Genomic DNA, 11,428 nt, shown 5'->3' on the forward strand with positions numbered 1-11,428 from the left:
GGCCCCCGCCGCGACGCCGTCCCCGGTCGCCGACCTCGAGTCGGTCCGCGCCGCGATCCGCGCCCACGGCGGCCCCCTGGCCTCGACCGCGCACGTGTGCGGCCGCCCCGCCCCGACGCCTTCGGCCGCCGACGCGCCCCGCGGCCTGCGCGGTGCCGCGCGCACCCTGACCGCGACCCGCCGCGACGTCGCCGCACGCCTGGCCGACTCCCGCGAGCGCGCCGACGTGCCCGTCGAGGCGCTGCTGAACTCGGCCTTCGTCGACGCCCACGCGGACGAGCGCCCCGCCGATCGCGGCGTGCCGCGCGGGCGGCTCGCCGGCCTGGTGGACGCCGTCCTCCCGCCGGCCCGCCACGCGGACGACGACGCCGCGGCCGGCCTGCTGCTCGCCCTGCGCGAGCCGGTCCGCGAGGTGTTCGCCTCCGACTCGTTCGCCGCCCGCCCGTACGCCGACGCGCCCACCGTCCGCGCGCTCTTCGAGGACTTCCTCGCCCACCCGCGCCGGCACGACCCCGAGCGCTTCTGGCGCCTGCTCAACCTCGAGCTCTGGCTGCGCGACGCGGTGGACGCGGACGCCGCCCCGGCCGGCCCCGCCACCGCGTCGCGCTACGCCTTCGGGGACCGCACCTGGATGGAGCGCCGCCGTCTCACGGACCCGCACGAGCGCCCGCTGAGCATCTACGAGGTGCACCTGGGCTCGTGGCGGCCCGGGCTGGACTACCGCGACCTGCCCGCGGACGCGATGCCGCAGGACGCCCCGTGGCACTTCTCCGTGTCCGAGAAGATCGTGGCCATCACCCAGGGTCGCTCCTACTACACGTGGGAGGTCCGCCCCTCCGTGGCCGCCCGCGTCCTCTCCCGCCTGGTCACCCGCACGCCCGCGGGCATCGGCCTGGGCGATCCCACCACCATGCAGCTGGCCATCCAGGAGGCGGGCCTGCCGCGCATCGTGCTCTCCGCGGCGGCCGGCGCCGCCGGCAAGGTCGCCGGCAAGCGCGGTGTGTTCTACAACGTGGTGGGCGGCAACGTCCGCGCGATCGACGGGCCCACCACCTACTCCACGTTCCCGGCCAACGTCTCGGCCAAGCTGCCGCCGGCCGAGCCGGACCGGGTGGCCGCCGAGGTCTCGGCGATGATCCGGGCGGCGGACATCCCGGCCTGGGCGAAGGCCTCCTTCGCCGGCACCGTCGTGATGGACGCCAACGACATCGGCCGCAACGCCCTCGGCAAGGACACCGCCGCGTCGGCCGCCGTCCTCGAAGCCGCCTTCGCGGACAACCCGCTGGGCCAGGGCCGCGAGCGCACCCCGCTGGCCGTCGTCGTGCGAATGGACTGAGCCGTGCTGCTCTCCGACCGCGACATCCGCGCCGAGCTCGACTCCGGGCGCGTCGGCCTGGACCCCCTCGACCCGGCGATGGTCCAGCCCGCGTCCGTGGACGTGCGCCTGGACCGGTTCTTCCGGCTCTTCGACAACCACCGGTACGCGCACATCGACCCGCGCCAGAAGCAGGACGAGCTGACCCGGCTGGTGGAGGTGGACCCGGACGAGGCGTTCATCCTGCACCCGGGGGAGTTCGTGCTCGGCTCCACCTATGAGCAGGTCACCCTGCCGGACGACCTCGCCGCCCGCCTCGAGGGCAAGTCCTCGCTGGGGCGGCTGGGCCTGCTGACGCACTCGACCGCCGGGTTCATCGACCCCGGGTTCTCCGGGCACGTCACGCTCGAGCTGTCCAACGTGGCCACGCTGCCCATCACGCTGTGGCCGGGGATGAAGATCGGCCAGCTGTGCTTCTTCCGGCTCTCCTCGTCGGCCCAGTCGCCGTACGGCACCGGGGCCAACCAGAACCGGTACCAGGGTCAGCGCGGGCCCACGGCCTCCCGGGCGCACCGGGACTTCCACCTCACCCGCATCGAGCGATGACCGACGTCGCGCTCCCGCCGGTCGCCTCCGCCGCCCCGCGCCGCCAGGTGGCCGCGTGGGCGCTGTGGGACTGGGGCTCGGCCGCGTTCAACGCGGTCATGGTCACCTTCGTGTTCGGCACCTACCTGGCCTCGGACGCGTTCGGGCCGGACGAGCGGGGCACGGCCTGGCTCTCGACGGCGATGGCGGTGGCCGGCGTCGTCATCGCGGTCACCGCGCCCGTGCTGGGGCGTCGGGCGGACGGCGCGGGACGGCGCCGCCTCTGGCTGGCGCTGACCACGGGCGCCGTGATCGCGTGCACCGCAGCTTGCTTCTGGGTCACCCCGGAGGAGTCCTCCCTGCTGCTGGGCGTCACCCTGATCGCCCTGGGCACGGTGTTCTTCGAGTTCGCGGAGGTGCAGGTCAACGCGATCCTCGTGCACATCTCGACGCCGGCCACGATCGGCCGGATCTCGGGCATCGGCTGGGGCGCGGGGTATCTCGGCGGCATCCTGCTGCTGCTGATCGTGTTCGTGGGCTTCGTCTCGGGGGACGCGCACTGGTTCGGCGTCACGGAGGACGCGGCGCTGAACATCCGGGTGGTCGCGCTCGTGGCCGCCGCGTGGTTCCTCGTGTTCGCGATCCCCGTGCTGGTGGCCGTGCCGGACCCGGCCCCCGCCCCGGCGGCGGACGGCGGGCCGCGCCGTGAGTCGGTGCTGGGCTCCTACCGCGAGCTGGGGGCCACGCTGGCCCGGATGTGGCGCGAGGACCGGAACACGCTGTGGTTCCTCGTGGCCTCGGCGGTGTTCCGCGACGGCGTGGGCGCGGTGTTCGTCTACGGCGCCATCCTGGGCACCACGGTCTACGGGCTGGCGGCCTCGGACGTGATCCTGTTCGCGATCGCGGCCAACGTGGTGGCCGCCCTGGGCGCCTTCGTGGGCGGGCGGCTCGACGACGCGGTCGGTCCGCGCCGGGTGATCCTCGGTTCGCTGGCCGCCATGGTCCTCGTGGCCGGGGCGCTCTTCTTCGCCTCGGGCACCCTCGCGTTCTGGGTCGGCGGGCTGGCGCTGTGCCTGTTCGTGGGCCCGGTGCAGTCGGCCTCGCGCGCGTTCCTGGGCCGGCTCACCACGCCGCGGACGGCTGGCGAGGTGTTCGGGCTGTACGCCACCACGGGCCGCGCGGTCGGGTTCATCACGCCCGCGCTCGTCACGCTCGCGCTCGCCCTGCACCCGGACAACCGGGTGGTCATCCCCGTGATCGCCGTCGTGCTCGTGGCCGGTGGGCTGCTGTTCGCCCGGGTCACGGAGCCGATCACGCGGAGCGCGGAATCGGTCCGCTGACCCCGGGTGGGGCGCATCCCTCCGTTAGGCTGGACCGGACCCTCGCCCGTGCCTGACGAAGGGACCGCATGCTCGTCATCCTGACCGCGCTCTTCGTCGTCGCGCTCGCCGCCCCGGTGCTCTTCCGGTGGATGGGACGTCAGGGGTTCTATCTGCTCGCCGCCGCTCCCGCGGCGGGCTTCGTTTGGCTGCTCACTCAGCTGCCGCACGTGTTCGCGCTGCAGGAGGCGCTCGACGCCGGCCGGCCGGTCCCGGCCTCGGCGGCGCGCCTGGACCGCGCCGTGCCGTGGGTGCCGTACCTCGAGACCGAGCTCGCGTTCCGCATGGACGTGCTGGCCGCGTTCATGTCCCTGATCGTGCTGGGAGTCGGCGCGCTGGTCCTGGCCTACTGCGCCCGCTACTTCCGGGAGCACGAGCCGCGCAACGCGGTGTTCGGCGGGCAGCTGCTGGCGTTCGCCGGCGCGATGTTCGGGCTCGTCACCACGGACGACCTGATGGTGCTCTACACCTTCTGGGAGATCACGTCCGTCCTGTCCTTCCTGCTGATCGGCTACTCGGGCCACCGCATCTTCGCCCGCCGCTCCGCCATCACCGCCCTGATCGTCACCACGTTCGGCGGCCTGGCCATGCTCGCGGGCCTGATCATGCTGGCCCACTTCGCCGGGTCCTGGCGGATCTCCGGGGTCCTCGAGGCCGCCCCCGCCCTCATGGCCGACGCCGGGCTGCGCGGGCTGCTCGAGGTCGCCGTCGCCCTGGTGCTGATCGGCGCCCTCACGAAGTCCGCCCAGGCCCCCTTCCACTTCTGGCTGCCGGGCGCGATGGCCGCGCCGACCCCCGTGTCCGCGTACCTGCACGCGGCGGCCATGGTGAAGGCCGGCGTCTTCCTCGTGGCCCGCCTGGCCCCGGAGTTCCACGGCCTCGCCATGTGGCAGGTCCTCGTGATCGGCGTGGGTCTGTGGACCCTGCTGCTCGGCGGCTGGCGCGCCCTGCGGCAGACAGACATCAAGCTCGTCCTCGCGTATGGCACGGTCTCCCAGCTCGGCTTCCTCATGGTGGCCAACGGGCTGGGCACCCGCGACGCCGCCATGGCCGGCCTCGCCATGCTCCTGGCCCACGCGGTGTTCAAGGCCCCCCTGTTCATGGTGGTCGGCATCATCGACCACGAGGCCGGCACGCGCGATCTGCGCCAGCTCTCCGGGATCGGCCGCCGCCACCCGGCCCTGGCCGCCGTCGCCGTGGTGGCGGGCCTGTCCATGGCCGGCCTGCCTCCGCTGTTCGGCTTCGTGGCCAAGGAGTCCGTCCTGGAGGGCCTGGCCGCCCACGGCGTGGCGCACGCGGACGTGTGGGGCTGGACGCCGCTCGTGCTCATGACCGTGGGCTCGGTGCTCACCTTCGCCTACACGTGGCGGTTCCTGTGGGGCTCGTTCGCCGCCAAGCGGGACGAGGAGGGGGCCGCGGTCCCCGTCACGCGCTTCCACACCCGCGTCACCACCCTCGAGCTGGCCCCGGCCGCGCTGCTCGCGCTCGCCGGCCTGGTGCTCGCCTTCCTGCCCGGCCCGGTGGAGGGGATCATCACCGCCCACACGGGCTCCCTGCCGCCGCTGGACCCGGAGGAGGCGCCGGCCTACCTGGCCCTGTGGCACGGCTGGACGCCCATCCTCGCCCTCTCCGCGGGGGTCTGGGTGCTCGGCGCGCTGCTCGCCCTCGGCCGGCCGGGAGTCGAGGCGTTCCAGCGCCGCGTCGAGTTCCCGGTCGACGCCCTGCGCACGTACCGGAAGATCACCGGCGCCCTCGACGAGGTCGCCATCTGGGTCACGGGGCGCACCCAGACCGGCTCCCTGCGCCGCTACCTGGGCATCATCCTGGCCACCGCGTTCCTGCTGCCGGCCGCGTTCCTGCTCTTCCCCGTGGGGCGCAGCGAGCGCACGCTGGCCACCTCGTTCCTCTCCGCGGACGTCGCCTGGTTCCAGACCCCGGCGCAGCTGGTCGTGGTGCTGATGATCGCCGTCGCCACCGTCTTCGCCGTCCGCGCGCGCCGCCGCTTCAAGGCGATCATGCTGGTGTCCGTGACCGGCTACGGCGCCGCCGCCCTGTTCGCGATGCGCGGCGCCCCGGACCTCGCGATCACCCAGGTGCTCGTGGAGACCATCATCCTGGTCACCCTCATCCTGGGCCTGCGCGTGCTGCCGCCGGACTGGTACGACCGCCGCACCGGCTCGCGGCGGCTGGGCCGCCTGGCCGTGGCCGTCGGGTTCGCGCTGACCATGATGTGGATCGCCGCCACCGCGCTGGCCGCCCGCACGGCGGAGCGGATCTCGCTGCCCATGCCGGAGCTCGCCTACACGGACGGCTACGGCACGAACGCCGTGAACGTCACCCTCGTGGACATCCGCGCGTGGGACACGTGGGGCGAGATCACGGTGCTGGCCGCCGCGGCCACCGGCGTGGCCTCCCTGATCTTCCTGCAGCACCGCGACGGGCGCACCCGCAGCATCGACGACGTCGCCCCCGGCTCCGTCGGCGACTTCGGCGCCGACTCCTCGCTCGGGGCCCGCGAGCTGTCCGTCGTGCGCAGCTTCGCTGTGGACGATCGCAAGGGCCAGTGGCTCGTGGCCGGCCACACGATGGCCCCCGAGCGGCGCTCGATCATCCTCGAGGTCGTCACCCGCTTCATGTTCCCGATCATGATGCTGCTCTCCGTCTACCTGCTGCTGGCCGGGCACAACACCCCCGGCGGCGGCTTCGCCGGCGGCCTGCTCGCAGGCCTGGCCCTCACGCTGCGCTTCCTCGCCGGCGGCCGGTACGAGCTGCAGGAGGCCTCCGTGATCCCGGCCGGGCCCATGATCGGCCTGGGCCTGGCGATCGCCACGCTCACCGGGATCGCCCCGCTCTTCTTCGGCGGGCAGATCCTGCAGTCCTATGTGGTGGAGTTCACCGACCTGCCGCTGTTCGGCGACGCCCTCAAGCTGGTCTCGGCCACGGCGTTCGACATCGGCGTGTACCTCGTGGTGGTCGGGCTCGTGATCGACGTGCTGCGCTCGCTCGGCGGTGAGGTGGACCGCCGGGGCGAGGAGGCCCGCCGCGCCCGCCTGCGCGCCGCGGCCCGCCGTCGCCATCCGCGCATGCCCACCCCGTCCACTCCGTCCACCCAGGAGGCCGCCCGATGATGACCGTCGACCTGGCCCTGCTCCTGGCCATGGGCGTGATGTTCGCCGGGGGCATCTACCTCGTGCTCGAGCGCAGCCTGACGCGCATCCTGCTCGGCATCGTGCTGATCAACAACGGCGCCATCATGCTGCTGTTCCTCTCCTCGGGCGGCACGGGCCTGGCCCCGCTGTTCGTGCGCGGACGGGACCCGCACGAGTACGCGGACACGCTGCCGCAGGCGCTGATCCTCACCGCGATCGTGATCGGCTTCGCCGTGATCGCGTTCCTGACCGCCATGATCTACCGCTCGTGGCTGCTCGTCCGCGAGGACGAGGTCGAGGTGGACGCGGAGGACGTCAAGATCGCCCGGATGCCCGCCTGGGACGCGGAGGACGACGCGGAGCTCGTGGAGGAGTCCTCGGAGTTCCTGGACGACGCCGCGGACCCCAACGCCCACTACGAGCACGCCACGGAGTCCCGACCCCACGTGCGCCACGCCTCACCCACGCCGCCCGCCCATCCCGGCCCGGCGTCCGCCGTCCGTGCCCACCGCGCCGACGGGGGGCCGCGCCCGTGAGCATCGGCACCCTCCCCCTGACCGACCTGGCCCCGCTGGCCGTCATGCTGCCCGTGCTGGGCGCGGCCGTGACCTTCATGCTCGTGCGCCGCCCCCGCGCGCAGATCACCGTCACGGTCTCCGCGCTCGTGCTCACCCTCGTGCTGGACGCGCTGCTGCTGGCCGCGGTCTGGGACACCGGGGTCGCGGCCGTCCACCTCGGCGGCTGGCCGGCCCCGCTGGGCATCAGCCTCGTGGTGGATCGGCTCTCGGCCCTCATGCTCGTGGTGTCGGCGCTGATCACCCTGGCGGTGCTGCTGTACGCCTCGGCGCAGGGGCTGATCAACCGGGACGAGGGTGGGCCGGTCTCGATCTTCCACCCCACGTTCCTGATCCTCGTGGCGGGCGTGTCCAACGCGTTCCTCGCCGGCGACCTGTTCAACCTCTACGTGGGCTTCGAGATCCTCCTGACGTCCTCCTACGTGCTGCTGACCATGGGGGGCACCGCCCAGCGCATCCGCGCGGGCGTCACCTACGTGGTGGTCTCCGTGCTCTCCTCGGTGGTGTTCCTGATCGCGATCGCGATGATCTACGCGGCCACCGGCACCGTGAACATGGCGGACCTGGCCGTGAAGCTGGGCGAGCTGCCCACCGACGTGCAGATGGTCCTGCACGTGCTGCTCCTGGTGGGCTTCGGCATCAAGGCGGCCGTGTTCCCGCTGTCCTTCTGGCTGCCGGACTCGTACCCCACCGCGCCCGCCCCGGTGACCGCGGTGTTCGCGGGCCTGCTCACCAAGGTGGGCGTGTACGCGATGATCCGCACCGAGACGCTGCTCTTCCCGGGGGAGCACGTCAACGCGCTCCTGCTCGTGGTGGCCGCGCTGACCATGGTGGTGGGCATCCTCGGCGCGCTGGCCCAGACGGACATCAAGCGCATCCTGTCCTTCATCCTCGTCTCCCACATCGGCTACATGATCTTCGGCCTGGGCCTGGCCACGGAGGCGGGGCTGGCGGCCACCGTGTACTACGTGGCCCATCACATCACCGTGCAGACCGCGCTCTTCCTCGTCACGGGCCTGATCGAGAACCGCGCCGGCACAGCGAACATCGACCGCCTCGGGTCCCTGGCGAAGGTCTCCCCGTTCGTGAGCGTCCTGTTCCTCGTGCCCGCGCTCAACCTCGGCGGCATCCCGCCGTTCTCCGGCTTCCTCGGCAAGGTCGGCCTGCTGCGCGGCGGCGTCGAGCAGGCCACGCCCCTGGCCTACACGCTGGTGGGCGTGTCCCTGCTCGTGTCCCTGCTGACCCTGCTCGTGGTGGTGCGCGTGTGGACCCGCGCGTTCTGGCGCCGCGTCGAGGACGTGGAGCACCCGCCCGCCCAGCTCGTGGCCGCCTACGAGCGGGCCGTCGCCCGTGGCGAGCGCCCCCGCCCGCTCGAGCCGGGCCTCGTGCTGCCCACCACGGCGCTCGTGGGCCTGACGCTGGTGTTCACGGTGGCCGCCGGTCCGCTGTTCGCGCTGGCCGACGAGGCCGCCACGGACATGCTCGACCGCTCGCCCTACATCGCGGCGGTGCTCGACGACGCCGCGGCCGAGCGGGCCGCGGCCACCCTCAGCGTCGACCCGACGGAGGTGCACGATGCCCGGAAGTGACTCCGCCCGCCGCGGCGTGGTGCGCCCCGACCGGATCCGGGGCATCGTGGCCCAGTGGCCGCTGATCCTCGTGATGGTGGCCGTGTGGTGCGCCCTGTGGCAGGACTTCGCTCCGCACGTGGCCCTGACCGGCCTCGCCTTCGCGCTGCTGATCATCGGGCTCTTCCCGATGCCGAGCATCCCGTTCAGCGGCCGTCTGAACCCCTGGTGGTCCCTCGTGTTCACGGTGCGGTTCCTCGTCGACGTCGTGCGCGCCTCAGTCAACGTGGCCGGGACGGTGCTGCTGCGTGGCCGCCGCGCCCGCGGCTCGATCGTGGGCGTCCCGCTGCGCAGCCACGACGACCTCATCATCACGCTCGTCAGCCACGCCCTGGCCCTGGTGCCGGGCTCGATCGTGCTGGACGTGGACCGGGTCCGCTCCGTCCTGTACCTGCACGTGCTCGACGCGACCACGGACGAGGACGTGGCGGGCTTCCGCGCCAAGGCCCTCGACGTGGAGGCGGGCATCATCCGCGCCGTCGGCACGCGTGAGGACCTCGAGCTGGTCCGCCGCTTCCCGAGTTCGGCGCCCCCCGCCGCCCGCCCCCCGAAGGAGGAGGCCTGATGGACCCCATGGACCTGGCCACGTGGGCCGGCGGGGCGCTGCTCGTGGTCGGCGCCGTCGGTGCGCTCTACCGGATCGTGCGCGGCCCCTCGCTGCTGGACCGGGCGGTCGCCACGGACGTGCTGCTCGTGGTGTTCTCCGGGATGCTCGTCCTGGAGATGGCCGTGCACCGCCACACCCACCACGTGGTCCTCGTGGTGCTGGCCGCCACCGTCGGCTTCGTCGGCTCGGTGACGGTGGCGCGCTTCGCGGAGGACCGGCGCCCGGACCACTCGCTCGAGGACCAGGCGCGCGTGCCCGGCACCACGGACGTGCCGGGCGGGGAGGAGGGCCGATGACCGACACCGCCACGCTCCTGGACTGGCTGGCCGCGTTCCTGCTCGTCAGCGGTGCCTTCTTCTCCCTGGTGGCCGGCGTGGGCCTGTTCGTGCTCCCGGACCTGCTGGCCCGCATGCACGCCGCCGCCAAGCCGCAGGTCCTCGGCCTGCTGCTCATGCTCGCCGGGCTGGCGATCGAGTGGCGGTCGTGGGTGTGGCTGCCCGTGCTGTTGCTGGCGTGGGTCACCCAGATGGTCACGGCCCCGGTGGCCTCCCACCTGGTGGGCCGTACGGGCTACCGCACCAAGCACGCCCGCCGTGAGCTGTTGCACCGGGACGAGCTGGCCGCCGTCGTCCGTCGCGCCGAGCCCCCGGCGGACCCCGGGCCGCGCCGCGCCGGCGCCCGGCCGCGCGGGCGCCGCTGACACCACCCCGCATAGCACGACGGCCGCCGTCCGGATCCCTCCGGGCGGCGGCCGTCGTCGTGGTGGTGGCGGGGCGGCTCAGACCTCGTGGTCCACGCGGTGCGCGGTGGACTCGGACACCTTGCGGATCGCGGCGCCGGCGCCGCGCTGGCCGGCGACCTTCAGCAGCGCCGCGACGCCCGCGGAGATGAACGCGAAGGACAGGGCCTCGATGAGGGGCAGCGTCTCGTCGGCCGCGTCGTTCGGGGCGCTGTGGCCGGTGACGAGCCGCCAGCCGCCCGCCACCACGCGGGAGCCGACGATGCCGCCGACCAGCGTGATGCCGGCGGACAGGGCCTTCTGGGCGAGCGTGTTCATGGTGCGCCTTCCGTGGTCGGGGATCTCACGTGCGGTTGCGGCCGCGGCCGACGACGCCGGACGGGCCGGTCCCCAGCCTAGCCCGCGGTGGGCACCGGGTCGCCGCTGACGTGCCGGCCGGGGTCGCCGTCGGCGTCCAGATGGGCCTGCAGCATGCCGGTGAGCTCGTGGTCCACGGGGATCTCGACGCCGTCGACGGCGCGCACCGGCAGGACGCCGCGCACCGAGGAGACGAGCCAGACGCCCTCGGCGCCCTGGAGGTCCGCCGGGACGAGCGGGCCGTAGCCGAGCTCCCAGCCGTCCGCGTGGGCGGCCGCGAAGATCACGGCCTGCGACGTGCCGGCGAGGATGCCCTTCTGGCGCAGCGGGGTGAGGAGGCGGCGGACGCCGTCCTCCCCGGTGCGCACGATCAGCACCGTGGAGGTGGGGCCCTCGAGCAGGTAGCCGTCCGCGCTGGTGAAGACGACGTCGTCGGCGCCGTGCGCGCGGGCGTAGCGCAGGGCGGCCATGTTCACGGCGTAGGAGAGGGTCTTCGCGCCGGTGAGCAGCCACGGGGAGCGCTCGGGGGCCTGCGAGTCGATGCCGCGGTCCAGCAGCAGCACCCGCAGCCCCCGCTGCCGCTCCTCGTCCTGGATCGCCGGGGCCGGGCTCAGCAGCGCCCACGCGGTGGGCGTGGGCACCGCGCCGGGAGCCGCGTCCGGGCCGCGGGTGACGGTCAGGCGCACGGCGAGACGGTCCCCGGGCGCGACGTCGTTGGCCTCGGTGAACGCCCGCAGGCCGAGCGCGACGGCGGCCTCCCACGCCGCCGCCTCGGGGGCGGCCAGCTGCAGGGCGGCGGCGGACGCGGCCAGCCGGCCGAGGTGGGCTCCGAGCTTGCGCATGCGCAGGGTCCCGAGCCCGTCGGCGACGGCGAGCGCCGTCTCGAAGATGCCGTCGCCGCGCGTGACCCCCTGGTCCGTGACGCTCAGGTGCGGGACGGCCGGGTCCGCGAGCCGCGGGGCGGGGGCGCCGTCCGCGTCCGTCTCGAGCAGGACGAGGACGGGCGAGCCGGCGGCGGGGGAGAAGGCGGTGGGACGCATCCGCCCAGGATAGACGCCCGCCCCCGGCCGATCGGGGCCGGGGGCGGGCATCAG

The 11,428-nt window shown here is 73.9% G+C and carries 11 protein-coding genes and 1 pseudogene; 10 read left to right on the plus strand and 2 right to left on the minus strand.

What is annotated here, in order from left to right:
* The 10 genes and pseudogenes from J1M38_RS10885 to mnhG form a co-directional block, all read left to right on the plus strand.
* Positions 1-1,336: hypothetical protein (locus J1M38_RS10885; protein WP_206501253.1), on the plus strand; the 1,336-nt coding region annotated here is incomplete at its 5' end.
* Positions 1,337-1,339: 3 nt separating this feature from the next.
* The gene (dcd, locus tag J1M38_RS10890) at positions 1,340-1,921 is read left to right on the plus strand and encodes a dCTP deaminase (protein WP_041104515.1); all 582 of its coding nucleotides are present in this window, start codon (positions 1,340-1,342) and stop codon (positions 1,919-1,921) included.
* Positions 1,885-2,355, plus strand: a pseudogene (locus J1M38_RS12280) (MFS transporter); the annotation flags it as partial. The gene dcd and the pseudogene J1M38_RS12280, both read left to right, overlap by 37 nt.
* A complete protein-coding gene (locus J1M38_RS10895) occupies positions 2,338-3,240 on the plus strand; it encodes an MFS transporter (protein ID WP_324287927.1) in 903 nt (300 codons plus the stop codon). The pseudogene J1M38_RS12280 and the gene J1M38_RS10895, both read left to right, overlap by 18 nt.
* A gap of 68 nt (positions 3,241-3,308) precedes the next feature.
* Positions 3,309-6,407 carry a Na+/H+ antiporter subunit A gene (locus tag J1M38_RS10900; RefSeq protein ID WP_206481406.1) on the plus strand — a complete coding sequence of 1,033 codons (3,099 nt, stop codon included), beginning with the start codon at positions 3,309-3,311 and terminating at the stop codon, positions 6,405-6,407.
* Complete coding sequence (locus J1M38_RS10905; RefSeq protein ID WP_078025521.1) at positions 6,404-6,964, plus strand: NADH-quinone oxidoreductase subunit K; 561 nt, start codon at positions 6,404-6,406, stop codon at positions 6,962-6,964. The genes J1M38_RS10900 and J1M38_RS10905 overlap by 4 nt, the downstream gene beginning before the upstream one ends.
* Positions 6,961-8,592: a Na+/H+ antiporter subunit D gene (locus J1M38_RS10910; protein ID WP_036383641.1), complete on the plus strand. Its 1,632-nt coding sequence runs from the start codon at positions 6,961-6,963 to the stop codon at positions 8,590-8,592. The genes J1M38_RS10905 and J1M38_RS10910 overlap by 4 nt, the downstream gene beginning before the upstream one ends.
* Complete coding sequence (locus tag J1M38_RS10915; RefSeq protein ID WP_036383643.1) at positions 8,579-9,196, plus strand: Na+/H+ antiporter subunit E; 618 nt, start codon at positions 8,579-8,581, stop codon at positions 9,194-9,196. Before J1M38_RS10910 ends, J1M38_RS10915 begins: the two co-directional genes overlap by 14 nt.
* On the plus strand, positions 9,196-9,534 hold the full coding sequence (locus tag J1M38_RS10920) for a monovalent cation/H+ antiporter complex subunit F (RefSeq protein ID WP_036383645.1): 339 nt from the start codon (positions 9,196-9,198) through the stop codon (positions 9,532-9,534). The genes J1M38_RS10915 and J1M38_RS10920 overlap by 1 nt, the downstream gene beginning before the upstream one ends.
* The gene (gene mnhG / locus J1M38_RS10925; RefSeq protein ID WP_036383647.1) at positions 9,531-9,938 is read left to right on the plus strand and encodes a monovalent cation/H(+) antiporter subunit G; all 408 of its coding nucleotides are present in this window, start codon (positions 9,531-9,533) and stop codon (positions 9,936-9,938) included. Before J1M38_RS10920 ends, mnhG begins: the two co-directional genes overlap by 4 nt.
* Before the next feature lie 78 nt (positions 9,939-10,016).
* Here mnhG and J1M38_RS10930 read toward each other — a convergent pair whose 3' ends face one another.
* Together J1M38_RS10930 and J1M38_RS10935 are read right to left on the minus strand one after the other, a co-directional pair.
* Positions 10,017-10,295 carry a DUF4235 domain-containing protein gene (locus J1M38_RS10930; protein WP_036383649.1) on the minus strand — a complete coding sequence of 93 codons (279 nt, stop codon included), beginning with the start codon at positions 10,293-10,295 and terminating at the stop codon, positions 10,017-10,019.
* A 77-nt stretch (positions 10,296-10,372) separates the two neighbouring features.
* The gene (locus J1M38_RS10935) at positions 10,373-11,374 is read right to left on the minus strand and encodes an aminotransferase class IV (protein ID WP_036383651.1); all 1,002 of its coding nucleotides are present in this window, start codon (positions 11,372-11,374) and stop codon (positions 10,373-10,375) included.
* Positions 11,375-11,428 lie beyond the last annotated feature (54 nt).

It is taken from the genome of Micrococcus sp. KRD070 (assembly GCF_017168435.1).
Taxonomy (GTDB): domain Bacteria; phylum Actinomycetota; class Actinomycetes; order Actinomycetales; family Micrococcaceae; genus Micrococcus; species Micrococcus luteus.

Bases quoted from the DNA above. Each gene is read 5' to 3' on its own strand.
- J1M38_RS10920 (WP_036383645.1), top strand. From the start codon at position 9,196: ATGGACCCCATGGACCTGGCCACGTGGGCCGGCGGGGCGCTGCTCGTG.
- J1M38_RS10930 (WP_036383649.1), bottom strand. From the start codon at position 10,295: ATGAACACGCTCGCCCAGAAGGCCCTGTCCGCCGGCATCACGCTGGTC.
- mnhG (WP_036383647.1), top strand. From the start codon at position 9,531: ATGACCGACACCGCCACGCTCCTGGACTGGCTGGCCGCGTTCCTGCTC.
- J1M38_RS10915 (WP_036383643.1), top strand. From the start codon at position 8,579: ATGCCCGGAAGTGACTCCGCCCGCCGCGGCGTGGTGCGCCCCGACCGG.
- J1M38_RS10935 (WP_036383651.1), bottom strand. From the start codon at position 11,374: ATGCGTCCCACCGCCTTCTCCCCCGCCGCCGGCTCGCCCGTCCTCGTC.
- J1M38_RS10900 (WP_206481406.1), top strand. From the start codon at position 3,309: ATGCTCGTCATCCTGACCGCGCTCTTCGTCGTCGCGCTCGCCGCCCCG.
- J1M38_RS10905 (WP_078025521.1), top strand. From the start codon at position 6,404: ATGATGACCGTCGACCTGGCCCTGCTCCTGGCCATGGGCGTGATGTTC.